At 68.6% G+C, this 24,495-nt stretch carries 23 protein-coding genes and 1 pseudogene; 5 read left to right on the top strand and 19 right to left on the bottom strand.

Annotated features, from left to right (window positions below; translation table 11 throughout):
• Nucleotide 1: 1 nt before the first annotated feature.
• Both ACL9RL_RS13580 and ACL9RL_RS13575 read left to right on the top strand, forming a co-directional pair.
• Nucleotides 2-853, top strand: a complete 852-nt coding sequence (locus ACL9RL_RS13580) for a fumarylacetoacetate hydrolase family protein (protein ID WP_422780801.1) — start codon at nt 2-4, stop codon at nt 851-853.
• 187 nt (nt 854-1,040) lie between these two features.
• The gene (locus ACL9RL_RS13575) at nt 1,041-1,799 is read left to right on the top strand and encodes an SDR family NAD(P)-dependent oxidoreductase (RefSeq protein ID WP_422780800.1); all 759 of its coding nucleotides are present in this window, start codon (nt 1,041-1,043) and stop codon (nt 1,797-1,799) included.
• Between the two features lie 173 nt (nt 1,800-1,972).
• Here the strand turns inward: ACL9RL_RS13575 and ACL9RL_RS13570 are convergent, their stop codons facing one another.
• Both ACL9RL_RS13570 and ACL9RL_RS13565 read right to left on the bottom strand, forming a co-directional pair.
• A complete protein-coding gene (locus ACL9RL_RS13570) occupies nt 1,973-2,389 on the bottom strand; it encodes a hypothetical protein (RefSeq protein WP_422780799.1) in 417 nt (138 codons plus the stop codon).
• Nucleotides 2,390-2,606: 217 nt separating this feature from the next.
• Nucleotides 2,607-2,930, bottom strand: coding sequence for a MarR family winged helix-turn-helix transcriptional regulator (locus ACL9RL_RS13565; RefSeq protein WP_422780798.1), 324 nt, complete (start codon nt 2,928-2,930; stop codon nt 2,607-2,609).
• A 431-nt stretch (nt 2,931-3,361) separates the two neighbouring features.
• On the opposite strand from ACL9RL_RS13565, the gene ACL9RL_RS13560 reads away from it, so the two are divergent.
• Nucleotides 3,362-4,147 (top strand): MarR family winged helix-turn-helix transcriptional regulator, encoded by a 786-nt coding sequence (locus ACL9RL_RS13560; protein WP_422780797.1) that lies wholly within the window; start codon nt 3,362-3,364, stop codon nt 4,145-4,147.
• A gap of 215 nt (nt 4,148-4,362) precedes the next feature.
• On the opposite strand, the gene ACL9RL_RS13555 is transcribed toward ACL9RL_RS13560, so the two are convergent.
• The 15 genes from ACL9RL_RS13555 to ACL9RL_RS13485 form a co-directional block, all read right to left on the bottom strand.
• Entirely contained in the window at nt 4,363-5,475 is a 1,113-nt protein-coding gene (locus ACL9RL_RS13555) for an alkene reductase (RefSeq protein ID WP_422780796.1), read from the bottom strand.
• 128 nt (nt 5,476-5,603) lie between these two features.
• Nucleotides 5,604-6,419: an NAD(P)H-binding protein gene (locus ACL9RL_RS13550; protein ID WP_422780795.1), complete on the bottom strand. Its 816-nt coding sequence runs from the start codon at nt 6,417-6,419 to the stop codon at nt 5,604-5,606.
• A gap of 359 nt (nt 6,420-6,778) precedes the next feature.
• Nucleotides 6,779-7,951 carry a glycoside hydrolase family 1 protein gene (locus ACL9RL_RS13545; protein WP_422780794.1) on the bottom strand — a complete coding sequence of 391 codons (1,173 nt, stop codon included), beginning with the start codon at nt 7,949-7,951 and terminating at the stop codon, nt 6,779-6,781.
• A 192-nt stretch (nt 7,952-8,143) separates the two neighbouring features.
• Nucleotides 8,144-9,154, bottom strand: a complete 1,011-nt coding sequence (locus ACL9RL_RS13540) for an alpha/beta fold hydrolase (RefSeq protein WP_422780793.1) — start codon at nt 9,152-9,154, stop codon at nt 8,144-8,146.
• Nucleotides 9,151-11,043, bottom strand: coding sequence for an ABC transporter ATP-binding protein (locus ACL9RL_RS13535; protein ID WP_422780792.1), 1,893 nt, complete (start codon nt 11,041-11,043; stop codon nt 9,151-9,153). Before ACL9RL_RS13535 ends, ACL9RL_RS13540 begins: the two co-directional genes overlap by 4 nt.
• The gene (locus tag ACL9RL_RS13530) at nt 11,040-11,957 is read right to left on the bottom strand and encodes an ABC transporter permease (protein WP_422780791.1); all 918 of its coding nucleotides are present in this window, start codon (nt 11,955-11,957) and stop codon (nt 11,040-11,042) included. Before ACL9RL_RS13530 ends, ACL9RL_RS13535 begins: the two co-directional genes overlap by 4 nt.
• Nucleotides 11,954-12,934 carry an ABC transporter permease gene (locus ACL9RL_RS13525; RefSeq protein ID WP_422780790.1) on the bottom strand — a complete coding sequence of 327 codons (981 nt, stop codon included), beginning with the start codon at nt 12,932-12,934 and terminating at the stop codon, nt 11,954-11,956. Before ACL9RL_RS13525 ends, ACL9RL_RS13530 begins: the two co-directional genes overlap by 4 nt.
• A 4-nt stretch (nt 12,935-12,938) precedes the next feature.
• Nucleotides 12,939-14,654, bottom strand: coding sequence for an ABC transporter substrate-binding protein (locus tag ACL9RL_RS13520; RefSeq protein WP_422780789.1), 1,716 nt, complete (start codon nt 14,652-14,654; stop codon nt 12,939-12,941).
• 226 nt (nt 14,655-14,880) lie between these two features.
• Entirely contained in the window at nt 14,881-16,059 is a 1,179-nt protein-coding gene (locus ACL9RL_RS13515) for a LacI family DNA-binding transcriptional regulator (protein WP_422780788.1), read from the bottom strand.
• 133 nt (nt 16,060-16,192) lie between these two features.
• Nucleotides 16,193-17,062, bottom strand: a complete 870-nt coding sequence (locus ACL9RL_RS13510; protein ID WP_422780787.1) for a prenyltransferase — start codon at nt 17,060-17,062, stop codon at nt 16,193-16,195.
• The gene (locus tag ACL9RL_RS13505; RefSeq protein WP_422780786.1) at nt 17,059-17,487 is read right to left on the bottom strand and encodes a lycopene cyclase domain-containing protein; all 429 of its coding nucleotides are present in this window, start codon (nt 17,485-17,487) and stop codon (nt 17,059-17,061) included. The genes ACL9RL_RS13510 and ACL9RL_RS13505 overlap by 4 nt, the downstream gene beginning before the upstream one ends.
• A complete protein-coding gene (locus ACL9RL_RS13500) occupies nt 17,484-17,891 on the bottom strand; it encodes a lycopene cyclase domain-containing protein (protein WP_422780785.1) in 408 nt (135 codons plus the stop codon). Before ACL9RL_RS13500 ends, ACL9RL_RS13505 begins: the two co-directional genes overlap by 4 nt.
• A complete protein-coding gene (crtI, locus tag ACL9RL_RS13495) occupies nt 17,891-19,522 on the bottom strand; it encodes a phytoene desaturase family protein (RefSeq protein ID WP_422780784.1) in 1,632 nt (543 codons plus the stop codon). Before crtI ends, ACL9RL_RS13500 begins: the two co-directional genes overlap by 1 nt.
• Nucleotides 19,519-20,460 (bottom strand): phytoene/squalene synthase family protein, encoded by a 942-nt coding sequence (locus ACL9RL_RS13490; protein ID WP_422780783.1) that lies wholly within the window; start codon nt 20,458-20,460, stop codon nt 19,519-19,521. The genes crtI and ACL9RL_RS13490 overlap by 4 nt, the downstream gene beginning before the upstream one ends.
• Nucleotides 20,457-21,527 carry a polyprenyl synthetase family protein gene (locus ACL9RL_RS13485; protein ID WP_422780782.1) on the bottom strand — a complete coding sequence of 357 codons (1,071 nt, stop codon included), beginning with the start codon at nt 21,525-21,527 and terminating at the stop codon, nt 20,457-20,459. The genes ACL9RL_RS13490 and ACL9RL_RS13485 overlap by 4 nt, the downstream gene beginning before the upstream one ends.
• A gap of 83 nt (nt 21,528-21,610) precedes the next feature.
• Between ACL9RL_RS13485 and idi the strand changes: the two are divergent.
• Nucleotides 21,611-22,132, top strand: a pseudogene (idi, locus tag ACL9RL_RS13480) (isopentenyl-diphosphate Delta-isomerase); the annotation flags it as partial.
• A gap of 284 nt (nt 22,133-22,416) precedes the next feature.
• Here idi and ACL9RL_RS13475 read toward each other — a convergent pair.
• Entirely contained in the window at nt 22,417-23,307 is an 891-nt protein-coding gene (locus tag ACL9RL_RS13475) for an EamA family transporter (RefSeq protein WP_422780781.1), read from the bottom strand.
• A 57-nt stretch (nt 23,308-23,364) separates the two neighbouring features.
• On the opposite strand from ACL9RL_RS13475, the gene ACL9RL_RS13470 reads away from it, so the two are divergent.
• Nucleotides 23,365-23,871: a MarR family winged helix-turn-helix transcriptional regulator gene (locus ACL9RL_RS13470; protein ID WP_422780780.1), complete on the top strand. Its 507-nt coding sequence runs from the start codon at nt 23,365-23,367 to the stop codon at nt 23,869-23,871.
• Between the two features lie 56 nt (nt 23,872-23,927).
• On the opposite strand, the gene ACL9RL_RS13465 is transcribed toward ACL9RL_RS13470, so the two are convergent.
• Nucleotides 23,928-24,482, bottom strand: coding sequence for a hypothetical protein (locus ACL9RL_RS13465; RefSeq protein ID WP_422780779.1), 555 nt, complete (start codon nt 24,480-24,482; stop codon nt 23,928-23,930).
• Nucleotides 24,483-24,495 lie beyond the last annotated feature (13 nt).

Below are 24,495 nucleotides of genomic sequence, written 5' to 3'. Positions count from 1 at the left end.
TATGCAGTTCGCCCGCCTCGGCCCGATCGGTTCCGAAACCCCGGCAGCACTCGTCGACGGCGTCTGGGTCGACCTCTCCCCCGTCACCGCGGACATCGACGGCTCCTTCCTCGAAGCATCCCCGGTCGATGTGGTGACCGCGGCCGCGCGCGCCGGTCGACTGACTCCGATCATCGATGCCGACGCTCTCCGCATCGGCGCCCCGATCGCCCGGCCGAGCGCCGTGATCTGCATCGGCATGAACTACGCGGCCCACGCGGCGGAGTCGGGCTCGGCCCCGCCCGAGGTGCCCATCGTCTTCCTCAAGACCCCCAACACGGTCGTCGGACCGAACGACGCCGTGCACATCCCGCGCAACAGCACCAAGACCGACTGGGAGGTCGAACTCGGTGTGGTGATCGGGAAGCGCGCGTCCTACCTCGACAGCCCGGCCGACAGCATCGGTCACATCGCCGGCTTCGTCACGGCGAACGACCTCTCCGAGCGCGAGTTCCAGTTGGAGATCTCCGGCGGTCAGTGGTCCAAGGGGAAGTCGGCTCCCGGCTTCAACCCGACGGGGCCCTGGCTCGTCACCCCCGACGAGGTCGACTACCGCAACCTGCGGCTGCGCAGCTGGGTCAACGGCGAGCCCCGCCAGGACTCGTCCACCGCGGACCTCATCTTCGACGTCGACACGATCATCTGGCAGCTCAGCCAGTACATGACGCTCGAACCGGGCGATCTTGTGCTGACGGGTACACCGGAGGGCGTCGCGTTGTCCGGACGCTTCCCGTACCTGACCGCGGGCGATGTCTGCGAGATCGAGATCGAGGGGCTCGGCCACCAGCGTCAGGAATTCCTGCCGTCCGTCTGACGTCGGCGCGCCGCCCCGTACCGCCCCGTACCCAGTACCCCGCACCATCGAGCACAACTCCTTCAAATCGACGCCGTCGCATCCGAAAACCCCGGAATTCCGGGGTCGCCGGTTCGACGGACCGTCAGATCGAAGGAGTTGTGCTCGACACCGCACTCCGATTGCACCCTGAAAGGAACACAGGACCATGAGCTCCACCGCTGAATTCGACGGCCTCGTCGCCGTCGTCACGGGCGGCGCATCCGGCATCGGCGCCGCGATCGCCTCCCGCCTGACCGAGGGCGGCGCGCAGGTCGCCGTGCTCGACCTCAACCCGGACGACGCCGCGGAGGGCCTCTTCGCGGTGGCAGCGAACGTCGCGGACGACGCCTCGGTGCGCGCAGCGATCGACGCCGTCGCCGAACGCTTCGGCCGCATCGACATCGTCGTCAACAACGCCGGCATCGGCGCGCAGGGATCCATCGAGGACAACCCGGACGATGAATGGCACCGCGTATTCGACATCAACGTCGTCGGGATCGCGCGGGTGTCCAGGGCAGCGCTGCCGCACCTGCGGAAGTCGCCGTCGGCCGCCATCGTGAACACCTCCTCGATCGCCGCGACGGCCGGCCTGCCGCAGCGCGCGCTCTACACCGCGACGAAGGGCGCCGTCCTGTCGCTCACGCGCGCAATGGCCGCGGACCATCTGCGCGAGGGCGTCCGGGTGAACGCCGTGAACCCCGGCACCGCGGACACGCCGTGGGTCGGGCGCCTGCTCTCGTCCGCCGAGGATCCCGCCGCCGAGCGCGCAGCGTTGAACGCGCGGCAACCGCACGGCCGACTCGTCGCGGCGTCGGAGGTGGCCGATGCCGTCGCCTACCTCGCGAGCCCGCGTTCCGGGTCGACGACGGGCACCTCGATCGCCGTCGACGGCGGCATGCACGAGCTGCGTCTGCGGCCGGAGTAGTCGGTACCGGCGCGCTCAGCCGCCCGGCCCGTCGGCCGTTGTTCGCGCATAACTCCTTCGATTCGACGTCGCTCGAATCGAGAAGCCCGGAATTCCGCGGAACCGGATCGGCGACTGGTCGGATCGAAGGAGTTATGCGCGATGGGGAGGGCCGGCTACTTGGGGAGGGCCGGCTACTTGCAGACGGCCTGGATCTTCTCCACGGCGGAGGTCATGTTTGCCGACGCGGTGTCGAGCGCGGCCTTCGTCGTGTCGGTCGGCTTCTGCTTGTACAGACGGGCGGCGTCGACGAGGGTCCCCATCCGCTCGGCGGCGGTCGAAGCGAGCGGATTGATGGTCCCGTTGCCGACCTGGTGGGCGGCAGCGACGAAGGTGTCGCGGGCATCGCTCAACGCACCCCAGGCGTCTGGATCCGCAGTGACCTCGGGCAGGTCCTTGTCGATCGCCGCCGACATCGGCTTCCACGCCGCCTCGAAATCGCTGCACGCCTGACCCTGATCGTTGGCGGCCAGCGAGCACCCGCTGAGCGCGACGGCGATCGTCGCCGCGGCCACGATCGAGGTCGCGATCGATGTGACGAAACGCGTCATCGGAACACCCTCCAAGCGGATTCGGGCGCCGGACGTCGCACGCCCCGAGTCGACGGTAGCAGCGAACAGGCGATGCGCAGGCCAGATCGCGGCGGTGATTCCGGTGGTCCTGGAAGAGCGTGCCGCATGAGCGCTGGTCAGGACGAAGGATGCGAATGGCCGACGAGCGCACCCGGCAACGCCGAGGCGCTCGATTCAGCTGCTGATCAGCCGGAAATCACTCCTCGTCTCGCGGCCACGCCTCCACGAATCGCGCGAACAGGGCCGCGAACTGGGCCATCTCCTCCGGTGTGAATCCGCTGAGAGCAGTCGCCACGGCATCGCGGCGCCCCCGGTGAGCCTCGGTGAGGACCGTGCGTCCGGCCTCGGTCAGTTGGACGACACTGCGACGGCCGTCGTTCGGGTCGGCGGCGCGGCGGACGTGTCCGCGCTCCGTCGCCTCCGCGACCAGCCTGCTGGCGCGAGGCTGATCGACGCCGATCGCCTCCGCCAACGCGCTGATGCCCATGCCGGCGCCCGCGGATTGGATGGCGTCGAGCATCCGGAAGCGGGCCGCCTGGCCGAGCGAGCGGTCGTGCGGGCCGCGGGGGCCTCTGGGGCCGTCGCCGCCGCCCCGGAACGGACCTCCCTGATCGCCGTCGCCGCCCGCGAACGGGCCTCGTGGCCCCCATCCCGGGCCTCGCCCACAGCCCCGGCCGCGGCCATTCGGGTCGTGCTCATTCGAGTCGCGGGACGCAGAAGACTCACGCGAAGCGCGCGAGTCGCCTGACTCGTCGCGATCATGCGGATGCCCGTGTCGCCGCAACCGCCGCCTCGCCTGGTCGTGACGGAGGCGGAGCATCGCCTGCTCGATCTGCGCGACCGCATCCGACTCGTTTGCTGAGCGTTCACTGGGTGGGTCTTGACGATTCCGGGACATACATGTCATTTTACATATACATGTAACGACACATGCAAATGAAAGAAGACACCATGAACTCCCCAACAGACACGCAGAACACAGTCCCCACCGGCCCGTCCGCCCAGCATCAGCTCGGCTACTGGCTGCGCACCGTCGACGTCTCCATCAGGTCCGCCATGCACAACGCCTTCGCCCAGCAGGGCATCGGCCGACGCTCCTGGCGCACCCTGTCGGCCATCGCGGACGGCGCCTCATCGATCGACGAGATCACGGCAGCGATGCCGCCCCGCCGCCGCCCGCAAGATGCTCCCGATGGCGAAGGCCGTCCCGATGCGCGCCACCCGGGCGGACACCACTTCGGCGGACGCCCCTTCGATGGACGCCACTTCGGCGAGCGCCCCACCGATGCACGCGCCGCTGACGAGCGATCGTCCGGCGAGCGCCACCCAGGCGGGCACCACTTCGGCGAGCGCCCCACCGACGGCCACGGTCCGCGCGGCCACTTCGGTCCGGAGGGCAAACGTCGCCGGAGCACCCAGGACGTCGTCGACGAACTCGCCGCGCGCGGCTGGATCACACCTGCCGACGGCGACAGCGACGGCATCGCCATCACCGATGCGGGACGAGCGGCGCACGCCGAACTCCTCGCGCAGGTGAGGGCCGTCCGCTCCACCGTGACGGACGCCGTCTCCCCCGAGGACCTCGCCACCACCCTCGCGAGCCTCGAAGCGATCGCCCGCGGCTTCGGCTGGGACGAGAGCACCATGAACGAGCGCGGCCCGCGCGGCCGACGTGGGTTCGGCCCGCGTGGACGCGAGTCCCGCCGGCGCCCCGACGCCCGTCCGGAAGCCCGCTAGCCCCCATCGGTCGTCCAGGTGATCCCCTCCTCGGCCTCCCATCCCATCCCGCGAACTGTCACTCCTGGCGGTTCTGACACAACGAAAACAGCCCCTTCTGCCAGCTCGCGAGCTGACAGCAGGGGCTGTTCTGCTTGGCTGGAAACAGCCAGGACTGACAGTTCGCGGGCAGGGCCAGAGGACCGGCAGGGCCAGAGAACGGGAACGGGCAGGGGCTAGAGGCGGGGGTAGTCCGTGTAGCCGGCGGCGGTCGAGGCGTAGAAGGTGGCCGGGTCCGGCTCGTTCTCCGGGTGACCGCCCAGCCAGCGCTCGAGCAGGTCGGGGTTCGCGATGACGGGACGCCCGACGGCGACCGCATCCGCATGCCCGTCCTCCACCAGCGCGAGCGACTCCTCACGCGTCGTCGCCCGACTGAATCCGGTGTTCGCGATGAACATGCCGTCGAACCGAGACCGGATCCGCTGCACCAGCTCGCCGTCCGGCTGCGCGTGCAGCACACTCACGTACGCGATGCCGAGGGGCACGATGCCGTCGAGCAGCGCATCGTAGGTCGCCTGCGTCTCAGCCGGGTCGTCCTCGATCACGTCGAGGATCCCGTGTGTCGGCGACAACCGGAGCCCGACCCGACCGGCGCCGACGGCGTCGACGACCGCCCGCGCGACCTCCAGCGGGAACCGGGCGCGGTTCGCCGGCGATCCGCCGTAGGCATCGGTCCGCTGGTTCGACGACGGTGCGAGGAACTCGTGCAGCAGGTAGCCGTTCGCGCCATGCAGTTCGACCCCGTCGAGACCGGCGGCGATCGCGTTGCGTGCGGCCGTCACGATCTCCTCGCGGACGACGGCGAGCTCATCGATCGTGAGTTCGTGCGGGACCGGGTAGGCGAGCTTGCCCTGAGGGGTGTGCGTCTCACCGTTGATCGCGATGGCGCTGGGCGCGACGAGCCGATCGGTCCCGGTGATCGCCTGGTGCCCGACCCGACCGCCGTGCATCAGCTGCAGGACGATGCGACCGCCGGCCGCGTGCACGGCATCGGCGACGCCCCGCCATCCCTCGATCTGCTCATCGGTCACGATGCCGGGCTGGCCCGTGTAGGTTCGCGACTCGTGAGTCGGGTACGTGCCCTCCGAGATGATGAGGCCGAGGCTCGCGCGCTGCGCGTAGTGCTCGGCGACGAGCGCGGTCGGCACACCGTCCTGACCGGATCGGAGTCTCGTGAGGGGCGCCATCACGAGGCGGTTCGGCAGGTGGACGTCGCCGACCGTGATGGGCGAGAAGAGCGTGGGCAGCCCTTCGTCCTGGGAGGGGTTCGACGCGGTGGTCTGGGTCACGAGGATGCCTTTCTGAGCGCGGAGTGGTCACCCGGGCGCACCGAGGTCCTCCAATTCCAAGCGTCGAGCCCCCTCCCCTATTCCTCCTATACGGCTCGGAGGATGCGGATCAGTCGGCGCCGGACGGCCTAGCCGGCGCGAGCGTCCAGCGCACGACGCACGACATCGCCGATCGACAACGGTTCACGCCCGAGCAACACCCGGAGATCGTCCGTCTCAGCAGCGAAGACGCCCCGCCTCACGAGCGGGAACAGGACCGCGAAGGGTCCGGTCCAGGCATCGTCGACGAGGTCGTGCCCGATGGGCCGTCCCAGAAGGGTCGTGCATGCCTCGGCGAGGTCGTCGAACGTCCAGGCCGGCCCGCGGAGCTCCCAGAGCTGGCGCGACGGCGGATCGACGAGCGCACCGGCTGCCGCCTCGGCGAGGTCCGCAACTGCGGCGGTCGCGATGGGCGAACCATTGCTCGCGGAACGCACGACCCCTGCCGTGTCGACATCCTGCAGCGCCCGGGCGACGAACGCGTCGGTGTAGAGGCCGTTGCGGAGGACCGTGCTGCTGCCGCTCCATTCGCGGAGCGCGGTCTCGGCCGCACTGTGTCCAGGGTCGTGGGCCGCGCCCATCGCACTCGTGTAGACGACGTGCTCGACCCCGGCGGCGATGGCCGCACCGACGACCGCGCGATGCTGCTCCGACCGGACCACCGGATCGAGCACCGGACTCGACACGAACAGCAGGCGGTCGACCCCGGAGAACGCCGTGGCAAGGCTGGCCGGATCCGAGTAGTCGCCGCGTCTTGGTTCGATGGAGCGGGCGCGGAAACGGGCAGCGTCCTCCGGTCCGCGGATGAGGACGGACACCTCGTCCGCGGGGACGCGGTCGAGGAGGTGGTGCAGGGCTGCGGCGCCGAGGTTGCCGGTTGCGCCGGTGATCAGGAAACGGGTCATAGTGTACTCCAGTGAGGGGATCGTGTGCGGGTCGACGGCTGGAACTCCGATCGATCGTGTCGATCAGGAGTTCCGCCGGAGGGCACACAGAATCGCCATCCCAGGACGGCGTAACGGGTTACGGCTGCGGATGGTCGTGGTCAGGCACAACACTGAATGAGCATTCGCCGTCAGCCTACCGCCTGGCTCGGTTCAGCTCGATCAGCCCGCGAACCGTCACTCCTGGCGGGTAAGACGACGTCAGACCGGCCACTACTGACAGCTGCGGGCTGGCAGTAGTGGCCGGTCTGACGAACCGTAAACCGCCAGGAGTGACAGTTCGCGGGCTTGTTGGGGTAGGGTTAGGGCGTTGGGGCCAGTTAGAGGGCGTTGGCCTGCGCTACGGTGCCGAGCCAGGCGAGGCTCGGCTTCGGGGTGCGCACGAACGTCTCGCGGTCGACGGCGATGAGACCGAACGTCGGACGGTAACCGCTCGCCCACTCGTAGTTGTCGAGTGCACTCCAGTGCAGGTAGCCGTCCACCTGCACACCGTCCTGGATCGCCGCGTGCAGACCGCGCAGGGCGCCGTCCGTGTACGCGATGCGACGGGTGTCGTCAGCGGTCGCGATGCCGTTCTCCGTCACCATCACCGGCACACCGCCGGACAGCTCCCACGCACTGCGGACGCCCATCGCGAGCGCCTCCGGGAAGAACTCCCAACCGGTCAGCGTCGTCTCGACGTCCTCGGACACGGGCAGCGGACCGTTCGGGCCGATGAAGGTGCGCGTGTACGCCTGCACCCCCACGAAGTCGTCGCCCGCGGACTGCTCCAGGTACCAGTCGTCGCGCGGGTAGCCGTACTCGTGCAGCTTCTCGTCCGCACCCGGCTCGCCAGTGGAATGGAATGCCTGGGTCGCGATCGTCCAACCGGTCTTCAGACCGGACACCTGCGAGAGGACCTCGCGCGAGCGCCTGTGGGATTCAAGGAGCGCATCGGCGACCTCGAGATCCGGGTTCGGCAGACCGAACGCCACGAGGTTCGACGCGTCCTCGCCGCCCGCCAGCATCGCCGCGATGTTCGGCTCGTTGATCGTGCACACGTAGTCGACGCCCTCGGACACCACGGGGAGCGCGAGTTCGGTGTAGCGGGCGAACAGGTCGGCAGCGTCCTTCGCACGCCAGAAGCCGTCACGCTCGAACCAGCGCGGCACGGTGAAGTGCATCAGCGTCACGACCGGATTGAGACCCAGCTCGTGCGCGGTGTCGACCATCCGACGGTAGTGGTCGACCTCTGCGCGCGAGACGAAACCGCGCTCCGGCTCGATACGCGACCACTCGATGCTGAACCGGTACGTGTTCAGACCGGCATCGGCGAGGAGCTGCATGTCCTCCCGGTACCGGTGATAGCTGTCCATGCCGTCACCGGACGGTTCGACGATGGTGGTGCCGGCCTCGTGCTCGTGCACCCACCAGTTGCTGTTGATGTTGTTGCCCTCGGTCTGGTGGGCCGCGGTGGCGGCGCCCCAGAGGAATCCGTCCGGGAAAGTCAGCACGATGTTGCTCCTGTTCGTTGTGCGGGTTGGCCCTTCGACAAGCTCAGGGACCGGGGTCGTCCGGTCGCTGAGTTTGTCGAAGTGGGGGTGTGGTGCGGGGTCGTGGGCCCTTCGACAAGCTCAGGGACCAGCGGGGCGTGGGCCCTTCGACGGGCTCAGGGACCGGGGGTGCAGTGGGGCCCTTCGACAGGCTCAGGGGGCGGCGGGGGCGAGGGGCACGGACGCCCAGAAGGCGTCGAGGGCTTCGGCCGCGAGAGCCGGGGCCTCCAGCTGGGGCGAATGCGCGGCACCCGCGATGACCGAGTACCTCGCCTCCAGCCGCAACGCCATGTAGTGCTGCCACGGGATCGGCCAGGCGTCATCGTGCTCGCCGTGCACCACGTGCACCGGCAACCCGGTCGCGTGCAACAGCTCCGTCGTGTCCCGGTCGTCGCGGAGGATCACGGCGGCGGAACGCAGATTGTCGCTCGACGTCCGCTCCGCCCGCAACCGCACGAACGCCTCGTCAGCGCTCAGGCCGCTGTCCGGCACCCCGAGCGTGTGCGGGTTGTCGCGGTACCAGAGCCCGATCGAACCGCTCGCCTCAAGCGTGTCGATCGTGTCCTGATGACGCCCCTCCCACCCGCTCGGGCCGGAGCAGAACATCGTGAGCGACCGGAAGGACGACGGCGATGCGATGGCAGCGGCCCGCGCGACCACCCCACCGAAACTGTGCCCGAGCAGGTGCACGGGCGCCCCGCCGCCGACGAGCTGCGCGACCTCGACCGCATCGGCCGCGAAATCCTCCAGCCGGTAGTGCTCGAGGCCGACCGGACCGACGGAGTCCGCCTGCCCACGCTGGCTGTACGCCCACGCGTCCCAACCGGCGGCGGAGAGCCGCGGCAGGAAATCGGTGAAGTCCTCCTTCGAACCGGTGAACCCGGGGACGATGAGGACCGTCCCGCGCGGGGTCGTGCCCCGAGCCGGTGCGGCGTGGAACGCGGTGAGGGTGCCGACCGTCGCGGGGATGCTAACCACGTCGACCCCGCCCGGCACCGGTTTGGCGCCGAACGGGTCGATTGTGGGGAAGGGCCCTTCGACAAGCTCAGGGACCGGGGCCGGGTGACGACGGGTGGCGAAGGACCCTTCGACAAGCTCAGGGACCGGGGTCGGGTGCTCAGGGACCACCGGGGAGGGGTGCTCAGGGACCGGGGCGGACGTCATCGGCCGGCCGCCTTCGCCCTCGCGGGGTTCGGGACGGCGTCGAGCAAGCGGATCGTGTAGGGATCGGTCGGGTGCTGCAGGACGTGCGCCGTCTCCCCGCGTTCGACGACCGTGCCGGCGTTCAGCACCATGATGTTGTCCGTGACCAGCCGCGCGGACAGGAGGTCGTGCGTGATGTAGAGCATCGAGACGCCCCACTGCTCGCGCAGATCTTCGAGCAGTGCGAGCACTCCAGCGCGGAGCGAGACGTCGAGCATCGACACCGGCTCATCCGCGATGAGCACCTGCGGGTCGCTCGCGAGCGCACGGGCGATGACAACACGCTGCCGCTGCCCGCCCGACAGCTGATGCGGGAGCTTCGCCGCGAACTGCTCGACGGGACTGAGCCCGACGGTCTCCAGGAGTTCGAGCATGCGCGCCCGCGCGGCATCGCCCCGCAACCCGGTGAAGTTCACGATGGGCCGCGTGAGCGTGTACTCGACCGTGTGCAGCGGATTGAGCGCCGCATACGGGTCCTGGAACACCATCTGCACGTTCTTGTGGAGTTCCCGGATGCCGCGGCTCTTGAGCGACGGCACGTCGAGGTCCCCGAAGCGGATGCTGCCGCTCGTCGGCTTCTCGACGCCCGTGAAGAGCTTCGCGATCGTCGACTTGCCACTTCCGGATGCGCCGACGAGCGCAAGCGACTGACCCGGTTCGAGCCTGAACGAGACGTCGTTCACGGCGCGCACCGGCTGCTCGCCGCGGCGCGGAGGCGGGTAGATCTTGGAGACGCCGTCGACGACAATCGCCGACTGCGCAGAGCGGCCCTCGCGCGCGGATGCCGCGACCGCGGTCCCCGAGCCGGAGACCGTGGTCCCTGAGCCGGAAACCGTGGTCCCTGAGCTTGTCGAAGGGCGCTTCGACAAGCTCAGCGACCGGGCTTCACCGTCCGTGCCGACACCGGTCCCTGAGCCTGCAACACCAGTCCCTGAGCCTGCAACACCGGTCCCTGAGCTTGTCGAAGGGCGCCTCGCCGGGAACCCGGGCAGCTCGACGACCTCGGCCCGCGGGTCCGCGTAGTGGCTGAGCAGCATCTTCGTGTACGCGTCCTGCGGGCGTTCGAGGATGTCGCGGCTCGGCGCATCCTCCACGATCCGTCCCTCGTGCATCACGAGCACCCGCTGCGTCGCTTCGAGCACGATGCCGAGGTCGTGGCTGATCAGGATCGCCGTGAACCCCTCGGACGCCTGCAACGCCGTGATCGTGTCCATGATGTCGTGCTGCACCAGCACATCGAGGGCCGTGGTCGGCTCGTCGAACACCATCAGTCGCGGTTCGAGCGACAGCGCGAGCGCAATCGACACCCGCTGCCGCATGCCGCCGGACAGTTCCCCGGGGAAGCGGGCGAGCACGGCGACGGGCAACGCGACCTTCTGCACGAGTTCCGCCATCCGAGCATCCCACCGGTCGCGCTGGACGTGCCCGTGGGCGCGGAAGATGTCGATGAAGTGGTTGCGGATCGTGCGCACGGGGTTGAGCGCGTTCATGCCGGACTGCAGCACCATCGCGAACCCGCCCTGCCGCTGGCGGCGGAGCGCTTCGGTGTCGAGGTCGCGGATGTCGAGCCCGTCGAACAGGATCTGCCCGCCGTTCGTGCGCGCCGGCGGCTTCTGGAGCCGGGTGACGGCGAAGCCGAGGGTCGACTTCCCCGAGCCGGACTCGCCGACGAGGCCGATGAACTCACCAGCTGCGACATCGAACGACACGTGATCGACGGCCTGCACCGGCTCTGCGCCGACGGACTCGTACACGACCGACAGGTCGCGGACCTGGAGCAGCGCATCGCCGTTCGCGACCCGTGCACCGGCTGCGCCGCCGTCGGCCTCTGCCTGGAGGTTGGCGTTCATCGTGACTTCCCTTCGCGCAGGCGCGGATTGCTGATGGCGTCGACACCGAAGTTGACGAGCGTGAGGCTCATCGCGAGCAGTGCGATGCAGAGACCGGGGGCGAACAGGAGGATCCACTGGCCGGTCAGCAGTGCGTTGGAGTTCTGCGCCCAGTAGAGGATGGTGCCCCAGCTGACGATCGAGGAGTCGCCGAGACCGAGGAATTCGAGGCCGGCCTCAGCGAGGATCGCGCTGGTCGCCGCGCCGAAGAAGCCGCCGGCGATGAGCGAGGTCATGTTGGGCAGGATCTCGTTGAAGACGATGCGCCACGGACGGTCGCCCGAGAATCTCGCGGCCGTCACGAAGTCACGGGATCGCAGCGACTGCGTCTGGCTGCGGAGCACACGTGCACCCCACGCCCAGCCGGTGATCACGATCACCGCGACGATCATCAGGAGACCGCCGTTCTGCAGGTACGCGGCGATGACGATCATGAGCGGCAGGCCGGGGACCACGAGGAACAGGTTCACGAAGAAGTTGATCACTTCGGAACCGAACCCGCGGATGTAGCCCCAGCTGAGACCGATGACGACGGCGACGATCGTGGACAGCAGGCCGGCGACGAAACCGACGCCGACGCTGATCCTGGCGCCGTAGATGAGCTGGCTGAGGACGTCCTCCCCGGCAGCTGTCGTCCCGAACCAGTGCTCAGGGCTCGAATCCGCGTTCCGCGGGAACCCGTCCTGCGAGGCGCCGTACGGTGCCAGCAGCGGTGCGAAGATCGCCACGAGCACGAAGAACGCGAGGATGATGAGGCCGAGCCTCGACTTCCAGTTGGCCCACAGCGTCGCCGCCGCACGCCCGACGAAGGCGAGCTTGCGGGGCGGCTTCGCCGCGTCCGACCGGACTGCTTTCACATGCTGGGTCGTCGTCATCGTCGTGTCCTTGGGTCGAGTACGCCGTACAGAATGTCGACGAGGAAGTTGGCGATCAGCACACTCACCGTGATGAGCAGGAACAGCGCCTGCATGAGCGGGTAGTCCTGACCGATGACCGCGTTGAAGAGGAGGAACCCGATGCCCGGGTACCCGAACACCTGCTCCACCAGGATCGAACCGCCGACCACGCCACCGAGCGCCAGTCCGAAGCCGGTGAGGTTCGGGAGGATCGCGTTGCGGGCCGCGTACTTCATCGCGACCGTGCGGCCGCGCAGGCCGTTCGCCTCTGCGAAGGTCACGTAGTCGTCGCCGAGCGTGTTGATCATCGCGTTGCGCATGCCGAGGATCCAGCCGCCGAGGGAGGTGACGAGGATCGTGAGGGCCGGCAGCACCGCGTGATACGCGACGTCGACGATGAAGTCCCACGTGAACGCCGGGCTCGCCGTCGGACCGAAGGCGCCAGATGTCGGGAACCAGTGGGCGACGTACCCGGCGAAGAAGAGCAGGAGGAGCGCCGTCCAGAAGTACGGGAACGTGCTCGCGAACGTGCCCGTCAGCGTGGGGAGCGCATCGAGCCAGGTGTTCCGCTTCCACGCCGCGAGCACACCGATCAGGGTGCCGAGGATGAAGGCGACGATCGTCACGATGCCGAGGAGCACGATCGTGTACGGGAACGCCTGCCAGATGAGTTCCGACACCGACTGCGGATAGAAGGTGTACGAGACGCCGAAGTCGAACGTGACCACCTGGTGCAGGTACGTGACGTACTGCTCCCAGATGTTGCCGTTCGGGACGCCGAGCTGGGCTTCGATCGCGGCTCGTGTCGCCGCCGAGACCGGGCCGTTCTGCGCGAGCTTCGCGATCGCGGCATCGGTCGGGGAGCCGGGCATGAGCCGAGGCAGGAGGAAGTTCAGCGTGACGGCCGCCCACAGGGTGAGGACGAACAGCCCGAGTTTGCGGAGTGCGTAGGCCATGGGTCTAGTTCCCTCCGGTGGTGCGGGACGTGTCGGTGGCCGATTCCGAACCGGTTGCTGAGCTTGTCGAAGCACGCAGCTTCAGGTGCGTGAACACGAGAAGCGGCGTCTGGTCATAGGTCTGCAGCGGGGCGTACGGGTCCTTGGCGTCCGGCCACCCCGTGAACTTCTTGTCGTTGTAGAGCCCCCAGAGCCCGCCGTAGTACAGGCCGATCACGGGGAGGTCGTTGTAAACGATGTTCTGCATCTGGTGGCCGATCTGCTCCCGGCCGGCGGCATCGGTCGTCGACTTGTACTCCTGGAGGAGCGAGTCCATGTCCGGGTTCTTGAAGCGGCCGAAGTTGCTCGACGTCTGCTCCCCGACGGGCTTCGCGTAGGCGCTGTTGAAGCCGTTGTCGTAGGCCTGGAAGACGATGCCGCCACCCATGCCGCCCATCGCGACCTGGAAGTCGCCGTTCTGGATGGCCTGCTGGTATCCGGGCGGCTGCGGCTGCTTGATGGTGACGTCGATGCCGAGGTCGCCGAGTTCCTTGCGGACCTCCTGCACGGCGCGGAGCCAGTCGGCATACCCGTTCGCGGTGGTGATCGAGAAGGTGAACTGCTTGCCGGCGGCGTCCACGAGCTTGCCGCCCTGCTGGGTGTATCCGGCCTTCGCGAATGCGGCGAGGGCCGCATCGGTGTCCTTCGTGATGACGCCCTGGTTCGGGATCGTGGGGTCGAGGAGCGCCTGCTGGTTCGGCAGCATCAGTCCGGTCTGGCCGGCAGCACCGAGGTAGCCCTCCGTTGCGGCGTCGGCGATCTTGTCGCGGTCGAGGGCCAGCGCGATGCCGCGGCGGACGTCGACGTTGTCGAACGGAGCGACGTCGAAGTTGGGGACGAGGCTGATGACGCCGCCCGGCGGGAACCAGTACTTGTTGTAATCGTTGGCCGCCACCCACGTGCCGTCGACGTTGCTCATAAACGCGTAGGCCCAGTCGAAGCCCTTGGTCACGATGTCGAGGTCGCTCGTCGCGGCCGGGAGCACGAGGTGCTTGACCTCGACCTTGTCGGCCTGCCAGTAGTCCTCGTTCTTGTCCATCGTGTACTGCTGCGAGGAGAAGTTGCCGAGCGTGAACGGGCCGGTGCCGATCGGGTCCGGGTTCCGCCAGGTGTCAGGACTCTTGACGTCCTTCCAGATGTGCTCAGGGACCATCAGCGTCTGCGAGATGATGTCCGCGGCCGGGACGTCGGCCGTCTTCAGGTGGAAGATGACGTGATCGCCCTTGGTCTCGATCGTGTCGATGTGCGACCAGGCGCCCTTGACGTCGAGCGTCGGGAACTTCTTGATCAGGTCGAAGGTGAAGACGACGTCCTTCGGGGTGAACGGCTTGCCGTCCGTCCAGGTGACGCCGTCGCGGATCGTGTAGTCGATCGTCTGCGCGTCGGGAAGTGCCACGTCCTTCGCGAGCCACATGGTCTGCGTGCCGTCGAGCACGTTGATGACCGTGAGCGGTTCATACATGTAGCTCGCCGCGACCCGCTTGTTCACGAGGTACGGGTTGAAGTTCCGTTCGAGCATCGGTGTGCCCTTGTCGGCCGCCAGCAGCATGGTGTCTGCGGGGATCGAGGGGTCCTGCTCGCTCTTGATCTGGATGCTGCAGCCCGAGACGAGGAGTGCAGTCACTGCGATCGTCGCGAGGGCTGCGAGCCGTCTCCGTCTGGAGCGCTTGGTGTGCGTCATCGCTACCGTCCTTGCTTGTCTCCCCGAGTGTAAGCGCATACATTTCGTTTCTGCAACCCGGTGTGGAGGGGTTGCGTGCAGCGCGATGCGCTCGCGCACGCGCCACCCGGCGCCGCGAGCGCGGGTTGTACCGGGGTAGCGCTCGCGGCGCAGACCCGCGCTCACGATTGTCGGTGGCGTGGGGTCGTGGCGCGGATGAGCGGTGCGATGCGCATGCGCGCGTGACTCAGGCGGGCTCGGAACTCTCCCGCAGCAGCACCTCGACCGGCAGCCGCACCGACATCGATGCGCGCTCCGGGTCCTCGAGGCGACGCACGAGCACCTGCACGGCCGCCCGACCGAGCGCCTCCATCGGTTGGCTCACCGTCGTGAGCCGCGGTGTCGACAGCCCTCCGGCATCGATCCCGTCGAACCCGGTCACGATGAGCTCGCCCGGCACGTCGACCCCGGCGATCCGTGCGGCGTCGATCACCCCGAGCGCCATCTGGTCATTGGCGCAGACGATCGCTCGCGGCAGTCGGTCGGCGGCCAGCAGGACACGACCGGCCGCCCGGCCGCCCTCCCTGGTGAAGTCGCTGCGACGCCAGGGCTCATCGGGCGGGGTGATCCCGCGCTCACGCAGCGCCCGCCTGAATCCGGTCCAGCGTTCGTGGTCGTCCGGCGATTCGACGCTGCCGGCGAGGTACACGATGTCGGTCACCCCGAGGTCGTCGAGGAGATGGCCGGTGAGTGCCCCCATCCCCTCCTCGTTGCTGACCGAGACGTGGTCGAAATCGTCACCTCGGGGAGGACCGGCCATCACCACGATCGGGATGCGGCGGGCCAGCTGGGCGAGGTCCTCCTCGGTGGCGCTCCCGGCGAGGACGATGAGCCCGTCGACCCGGCCGGCCATCTCCAGCACCGTCTGACCCGAGGTCACACCCCGGCCCACTCCGACGAGCAGGACCCGGCCGCTCAGCCAGGCTTCAAGTTCGCTGCCGCGCAGCACCTCGTCAAGATACAGGTTGAGGGCGCGGGTGTCGGTGCGGGCCGGGATGTCTCGGATGACGGTCGCGCGCGGGAGGGGCGTGGAGACGGAGTCGGGTTCGCTCGGAGCATCGGTGTCGCGTCCGCCGTCATCGCGATCGGTCGCCGCCGCGACATCGTGCATCAGGAAGTCGGTGCGGCCACGGAGTTCGTCCATCGCGTCGAGACCGGGGAAGAAGAGGCCGAGGACGCCGGTGCGTCTGGTCGCGAGGCCGCGGGCGTTGCCGCTTGCGACGTATCCGAGTTCGTGGACGGCGGCGAGCACCCTGGCTTTCGTCGCTTCGCGCACGGTGTCCGGGCTGCTGAAGACTCGTGAGACGGTCGCGATCGAGACCTCGGCGCGTGTTGCGACGTCGTAAACGGTCGGCGGTTTCGCCATGGTCCCCTCCTCACCCTGCCAGCCCATGATACGAGGGTCCCTTTCCTCCCCTGCTCGCGAACTGTCACTCGTGGCTGGTTTCGGGCATGCCAAACCGGCCACGACTGCCAGCTCGCGAGCTGCCGGCCGACGGCTAGGTGGCTGGGAGGAGGACGGTCCAGATCAGCAGCAGGGTCACCAGGAAGCCGGTCAGGAAGTTGAGGCGCAGGAAACGCTTCCAGCCGGCGTTCGCGCGCTCCGCATCGGCGTCGGCGAGGTTCCAGAACGGCAGGATGCTCGCCGCGTACGGCAACGCGAGCACCGCCGCGAGCGGGCCCGGCCACGGCAGCACGAGCATCAACGCACCGCCGGCGAGGTACGCGATGAACGCGAACCGGACGGTCGCCCGCGCACCGATCACCGTCGCGATCGAGCCGATGCCACCCTCACGATCCGCGATGATGTCCTGCACCGCGCCGAACGCGTGACTCGCGACGCCCCACAGGAAGTACCCGACGAGCAACGCCCACAGCGCGGGGGTGAACACCGCACCTGCCAACACGAGTCCGTACACCGCCGGGCTCACGAAGTGTGTGCTCGACGTGAGCGAATCGATGAACGGCCGCTCTTTGAATCGCAGCTTCGGCGCACTGTACGCGATGACCGCGAAGACGCTCACGGCGAGCACGATCCACGACAACGGCGACCCGACGACCACAAGATATGCCACGAACGGAATGTTCGTCAGGACGGCGGCCCAGATGGTGAGCCGGTGCATCCCACGGTCGAGCACGGCGCCCTCGACGCCGCCCTTGCGCGGGTTGCGGAGGTCGGATTCGTAGTCGAACACGTCGTTGATGCCGTACATCGCGAGGTTGTACGGGATCAGGAAGTACAGCGTGCCGACCCAGAACGTGAGGTCGAGTTCACGCGTGGTCAGCAGGTAGGCGGCCGCGAACGGATACGCCGTGTTCACCCACGACAGCGGGCGCGATGAGAGGACGAGCTGTCCGAGACGGTTCACGATGCGGGCCCCTCGTTCGCAGGCGAGACGGGTGTCGGAGGCGTCCGCCGCGCCAGCAACACCCACAGCGACGGCAGCAGCACGACCGCGGCGATCGCGTACGCGAAGTCCTCGAGCGGTGCGATGCCGATCTTCGCTCCGGAGATGAGCGCCGGGTCGTAACCGACGAGCCCAACACCGATCATGACGTTGTCGAAGACGGCCGTCATCACCAGGAGGACGATGAGGGTGACGCCGACGGCGAGGAGCCAGGGGCCGACGGTGCGACCGCGGCGCCCGCGCCGCCCGTCCCGTTCTGGCCGTCCGTCCGGCGCGCGCTGCGCACCCCGCCCATCCCGCCCGTCCCGCACCAACCGCACGAGGGCGAGCACGCCGACGACGCCGACGACCGCCAGGAACCACGCATTGAGCGCCCAGTACGTCACTCGGCTCCCTCCCCGTCGATGTGCCGATCGCGCGCCCCCGGACCGGCCTCGCGGCGAGTTGCAGACGCCGCCCCGGCCGCTGCGCGGGCTGCGCCGCGTTCCACCACCCGACGCACCGCCCCGAACACGTTCATGGTGACATAGCCGAGCAGCGCGAGGAAGAAGACCTCCTCCACCGGCAGTTCGTGTGCGACCTGCACCCCCGTCATAAACGCCGTCTCACCGCGGAAGAAGATCCCGAGTCCGATGCCGAACAGATCCCAGACGAGGAAGAACAGGATTCCGACGGGCAGGATGATCGCCGCACGCCGAGCATCGTCCCAGAAGAACAGGCGGAATCGGCGATCGAGGACCACCATCCCGGTCAACGACACGAGCAGCGCGAGGAGGTAGAGCACACCCATCAGGCGTCGGCGCCCGCACCCGCTGGTCGCAGCGGCTCCGCCATCGGTCCGGTGCTCACGTCGCCGCGCATGCGCTTGACGACGAGCTCGGCGCTGATGAGGCACATCGGCAGCCCGATCCCCGGGGTCGTCGAGCCGCCCGTGTAGTACAGGCCGTCCACCTTCGTGCTCACGTTGCGCGCGCGGAACATCGCGCTCTGCGAGAGGATGTGCGCCGGCCCGAGGGCGGTGCCCTTCCAGACGTTGAGGTCGCGCTGGAAGTCGGCGGGACCGACATCGCGTCGCACCACGATACGCTCTGCAAGATCCGGGATCCCAGCCCAGGCGGCGATCTGCTCGATCGCGGCATCACCGATGGCGCGCACACGTTCGTCCCCGCCGCCACCGATCCCCGGGTCGGCCGGGACCGGGACGAGGATGAAGAGGTTCTCGTGACCGTCGGGGGCGACGCCGGCGTCGCTCGCACTCGGCTTGCACACGTAGAGCGATGCCGGGTCGGGGACGCTCGGCTCCTCGCCGAAGATGCGCCCGAAGTTGTCGTGCCAGTCCGCGGTGAAGAAGAGGCTGTGGTGCAGCAGCTCCGGCAGATCGCCGCGGACGCCGAGCATCACGAGCACCGCGCCCGGACCAGCCGTCCGCTGCTCCCAGTACGACTCCGGGTAGGTCTGCAACTCCGGCGGCAGGAGTGTCGTCTCGGTGTGGTGGAGGTCCGCCGCGGAAACCACCCGGTCGGCTCGGAGCAGTCGCCGCTTGCCGTCGGCGCCGCGATACGCGACACCGGCGACGCGGGCGCCCCGGCCTCGCCGTCTGCCGCCGCCGTTCCTGCCTCCAGCCGCATCGCCCGAGCCGCCGCGCCCCGGGACGGTCGTGATCCCGAGCGCCTCAGCACCGGTGATGATCTCGACGCCCTCTGCTCTTGCCAGATCGGCGATCGTCTCGATGATCCGCGTGAACCCGCCCTGCGGATACAGCACCCCGTCTTCGAGGTCCAGGTAGCTCATCAGGTGGTACATGCTCGGCGCGGCATACGGCGATGACCCGAGGAACACGGCCGGGTAGCCGAGGATCTGACGGAGCCGCGGATCACTCACGGTCTTCGCCGCGAAACTGTCGAGATCCTCCCGCAGCAGACTCACGAGCTTCGGCGTGCGCGCGAGCACCTCCGGTGTGACGAGCGTCCGATACGACTGGAACGTCGTGTAGAGGAAGGTCCGGATCGCGATGTCGTACGTCTCGCGTGCCGACCGCAGGTACTCGTCCATCCGAGCACCAGCACCGGCCTCGACGGTCTCGAACAGCGCGATGTTGTCGGCGCGGTTCGCCGCGAGGTCCAACGGCGCGTCCTCCCCCTCCGAGTACACCCGGTACGCGGGGTCGAGGCGGCCGAGGTCGAGCTGTTCGGCCGACGAGGTGCCGAGCAGCCGGTAGAAGTGGTCGAAGACCTCCGGCATGAGATACCAGCTGGGCCCGGTGTCGAAGGTGAAGCCATCCGCTTCCCACACGCCGGCACGACCGCCGAGCACATCTCGCTTCTCGATGAGCGTGACCTGCTGGCCGTCGCGTGCGAGGAGGGCGGCCGTCGCGAGTCCGCTGATCCCGCCGCCGATGACGATGGTGCGTGGAGCGTTCACGTGGCGTCTTCCTGGTGTGGTCGTGTGTGGGGCAGCCGACCGGCCACCACCCCCGCGGCGATCCGCAGCTTCACGGGATCCGGCACTCGCACACGTGTGTGCACGAGCGCACTGGCCGGCGTCGCCCGAACCCGCGCCGCGAGCTCGGTGAACAGGCCCTGAGCCAGAGCGACGGCGCGCCTGCTCGATGTCGGAAGCAGGCGCAGCACAGCTGCAGATCGGGCGAGGTCCTCGTCGATGTCGTCGAGCAGCTCGTCCTTCTGCGCATCGGTGAGGTCGTCGACCGAGACGCCGGGGAAGTAGCTGCGCCCGAGGAGGTCGTGGTCTGCGGAGAGGTCGCGCAGGAAATTGACCTTCTGGAACGCGGAACCGAGGCTCCGCGCACCCGCGATGAACGCCTCATGCTGCTGGGGACTGAAGACATGCCCACGCAGGAATATGCGCAGGCACATCAGTCCGACGACCTCCGCCGAGCCGTAGACGTACTCGCGGAAGCTCTCCGGCGTGTGCTCTGTCTGAGTCAGATCCGCGCGCATCGAAGCGAAGAAGGGCCTCGTGAGGTCGACGTCGATGCCGGCCGAGCGGGCAGAGATCGCGAACGCGTGCACCACGAGGTTGCTGCTGTAGCCCGACGCCATCGCGCGCTCGGTCTCACGTTCGAGTTCATCGAGCGTGTGCAGGACTTCGGCCTCTGCCAGTCCGGCATCGGCCGCGACACCGTCGACCACCTCGTCTGCGACACGGACGAGCGCGTAGACGTTCTCGACGTCCTGTCTGACCGGTGCACCGAGGAGCCTGGCCGCAAGACCGAACGACGTCGAGTACCGGCGGATGACGATGCTGGCCGTCTCCTGGGCGACCCGGTCGTAGAGCTTCCGACCCGTCGTCTCGGCCGTGGTGGCGGCATCGGCGGACGCGCGGGGGCGTTGCGCGTTCATCGGGCCCGTTCGAGGACGGCGGCCACAAACGGTCGCAGTTCGTCGCGAAGCGCCTCGGGGACGGATGCCGCCGCGAGTTGCTCCCAGGCGCGATTAGCGAAGTCATCCGCGAGCGACTGGGCGTACCGCTTCGCACCGGAGCTGACGAGCGCCTCCCTGATCCGCTCGGCCCCAGCATCGTCGAGGTCTGGGTCGCCGAACAGCCCGGCGACGTCGATCCACTCTTCGCGGTCGGCCGCGTACGCCACCATCACCGTGAGCTTGCCCTCGCGCAGATCGCCGATCGTCGTCTTACCCGTCGCCCGCTCATCGCCGAACACCCCGAGCACGTCGTCGACGATCTGATACGCGATGCCGATGTTCTTGCCGAACTCGGCGAGCGCATCGACCGTCGCCTGCGACGCCCCGGCCAGCACGGCGCCGGACTGCAGCGGGGCTTCGAACGAGTAGAACGCCGTCTTCAGCCGCTCCATGTCGATGATCTCCTCGACACTCGGCTGGCGGTCCCCGACCGTGAAGTCCACATCGGCCAACTCACCGGCGGCCGATGCCGACACGGCGTCATCGAGGATCTCCCGCAGGTGCGAACGCACGGCGTCCGCGGAACCGGCACGGTCGATCAGGCGGTACGCGGCCGACAGCGCGAGGTCGCCCGCGATGACGGCGACCGACATCCCCCGGTGCTCCGCGAGCGGCAGCGGGATGCCGGCGGTGCGCGCGAGATCGCGATAACTGCCCGACACGTTGGGGCCACCACGACGGACGAAGTCGCGGTCGATCACGTCGTCGTGCACGATGAGTGCGGTGTGCAGCATCTCGTACGCGGCGGCGACATGAGCGGCGGCGACGATGTCATCGCCGCCGAGCGCCTCGTACGCCGTCATCACCATACGGGGGCGAAACTGCTTCCCACCGGCCATGTTCCGCTCGATGGTCTCCCACAACTTGAGGTAGCCCGCGCCGAACCCGGTGGCCTGCGACTTGGCCAGCTCGAGGAACCGCTGCAGGGCTTCTTCCACCTGACGCTGCCGGCGGTAGGGCACATCGACGAGTTGATGGGTGTCCATGTTCCGAGGCTAGCCCACGAGTGTCCGATGAGTAAGCCAGCTTGCTATTTCGCTTTCGAACGTCTGTCGGCAAGAATGGGGGAATGTCGGTCGCCGAAGAGCTCGTGGTCCTCCTCGACGAGGATGGAGCGCCGATCGGGACCGCCGCCAAGTCGCTGGTCCACACCACCGAGACGCCACTCCACCTCGCGTTCTCCTGCCACGTCCTCGGGCCGGACGGACGACTGCTCGTCACCCGCCGCGCGCTGTCGAAGCGCGCGTGGCCCGGTGTCTGGACCAACTCGTTCTGCGGCCACCCTGGGCCGGGCGAGAGCCAGTCGGACGCGCTGCACCGCCGTGCGGAGACGGAACTCGGGATCTCCGTCACGCGGGTCGATGTCGCTCTGCCGGACTTCCGCTATCGCGCAGTCGACGCCTCGGGCATCGTGGAGTACGAGATCTGCCCCGTGTCGATCGCCTACACCGACGACCAGCCGACGCCGAACCCGGACGAGGTGGCCGAGTGGGCCTGGGTCGACCCCGCCGTGCTGCTCGAATCGGTGGAGCGGACGCCATTCGCGTTCAGTCCGTGGTTGACGTTGCAGCTGCCGTTGCTCGCGGGCGCGCTGCGCGCTGCCTCTGCTCCCGTTGCCGGCGAGGCCGCTGCCGGCGAGGCCGCTGCCGGCGAGGCCGCTGTCGGCGAGGCCGCTGCCGGCGCCGACACCGCCTCGACGCCGCGCGACAGCAGGTAAACCGCGCCGCAGAAGGACGTTTCTGCGCACAACGGCCTTCCCTCGCGCAGTTCTCCTTCTGCCGTGCAGCGTGTGTGCACACGACACACTCGCGCGCCGACGCGTCTCGACGGCCGGCTCCCGCTTTCCCTCTGCCGAGGGGTCGCAAAGTGCGGGTGTCAACGTCGCGCACCCACAGATTGCGACCCCTCGGCAGAGGAGGACAGGACCGGCCGGGCCGCGAACACGACCGCCAGCGCCCCGAGCACCACCACGACGCCCACCAGCTGACCGATGCTGAGCGTCTGGTGCAGGACGATGAACCCGACGAGCACCGCGACGACCGGGCTCAACAGCCCGAGGAACGACACGGAGGTGACGGGCAGGCGCTCGATCCCCCGGAACCAGAGTGCATACGCGAGTGCCGTCCCGACGAGTGTCAGATACGCATAGCCGAGGAGGTTGGTGGTCGTCGGCGGCTCGGTCGGCAACCCCTCGACGAGCAGGAGGACGGGGACGAGGACCACCCCGCCGGCGATGAGCTGCCACGAGGTGACCGCCAATCCGGACGCCGGCCGGCCCCATCGCTTGCTGAGCACGGCTCCCAACGCCATCGACACGGTGCCGCCCAGCGCGGCGATGACGCCGATCACGTCGAGCCGCGCCTGCGCCTGCAGGACCAGCAGCGCCACACCGCCGATGCCGGCGACCCCGGCGATGATGCGCCTGAGCGTGATCGCCTCACCGACGAGGCGACTCGCGAGCAGCGCGACGACGAGCGGTTGGATCGCCCCCATCGTCGCGGCGACGCCACCGGGGAGCCGATAGGCGGCGATGAACAGGAGGGCGAAGAACACGCCGATGTTGAGGGCGCCGAGGACGGCGGACTTCCACCACCACGCTCCACGGGGCAGGGTGCGGGTGATCGCGAGCAAGAGCAGGCCGGCGGGCAGTGCGCGAAGGACGGCCGCGAGGAGCGGGCGACCGGGTGGAAGCAGTTCGCTCGTGACGAGGTAGGTCGTCCCCCAGCTGAGCGGGGCGATCGCAGTGATGAGAATGGTTCGAGTCATATTGCTAAGCACTTAGCGATAATAGCTCAGTGCTTAGGCAATTGCTACGATGGATGCATGAGTGATGCGGTGAGCGGCGTCGAGGAGATACTCGCCCAGTGGGCGAGGGAACGACCGGACCTCGATGTGTCGCCGATGGCCGTCATCGGCCGGTTGACCCGCGCTGCGAGCATCGTGGAAGCCGAACTGGCCGACACCTTCGCGGCGAACGGGCTGGATGCGGCATCGTTCGACGTGCTCGCCACCCTCCTCCGCTCCGGCGCACCGCACGAACTGTCGCCCAAGGCGTTGTCGGCGTCGGCCATGGTGACGTCGAGCGCCATCGCGCAGCGCGTCAACAAACTCGAGGACGCCGGTCTCGTGGTGCGCCGTCGGAGCGAAACCGACGGCCGTGGCACCGTCGTTGCCCTTGCGGAGGCGGGCCGACGCCTGGTCGAGCAGGCCCTGCCCGACCACCTGGCGACGGAACGTCGGCTCCTCGCCGACCTCTCCCCCGCCGACCAGACAGTCCTCGCCGAACTGCTATCCCGCATCGGCAGCCCGCGAGGGGTCGCATACGGCTAGTCCGAGGTGTCTAGCACCCACCAATTGCGACCCCTCGCGGGCTGAGGCGTGGGCGGCTAGGAGGTGCGACGGCCCTCGTTGTGCTCTTGGAGCCACCAGGTGGAGCCCTCGTCGTCGGAGACCCAGCTCTCCCATCGGTAGGTGTCCGCGGTGATGTCGGAGAAGTTCCAGCGGATGAGCTTGTCGTCGTTGCGCGTGCCGTCCTGGCGGATGCCGTCTGAGCGATGCGGCGTGGCGACGAGCTGGCAGTACTCGCCGCGCTTCGGCTCCACGTAGCTCACCCGCCAGGCGCCGACCATGCGGTCGTAGACGCGGATGGTCGTGGAGATCGTCTCGTACCCGGACGGTGCGCTCTCGCTCGCGACGACGGCGACGTCCTGCACGGCCATCCCGTCGAGGATGTAGGACACGATCCACGTGAAGTCGGATTCGATCCAGTCGCCGCTCGTCTCATCCAGACGGCTCGAATGCACGTCCCACGTGCCGACGAAGCGGCCGAATCCGGCCATCCGACGCGGGTGTGCTGCTGTGGGGCCGTCGGCGACGATGGCGGCGGCGAAGTCGGGTCCGGTCGATGCGGCGGTCGGACGGGGTCCGGTCGAGTCGGTCATGGCGGATCCTTTC

The sequence above is a fragment of the Plantibacter sp. Mn2098 genome (genome assembly GCF_049319745.1).
GTDB lineage: Bacteria > Actinomycetota > Actinomycetes > Actinomycetales > Microbacteriaceae > Plantibacter.
Note: the sequence above shows the minus strand (reverse complement) of the source record. Positions and strands in the feature narration are given on the sequence as shown.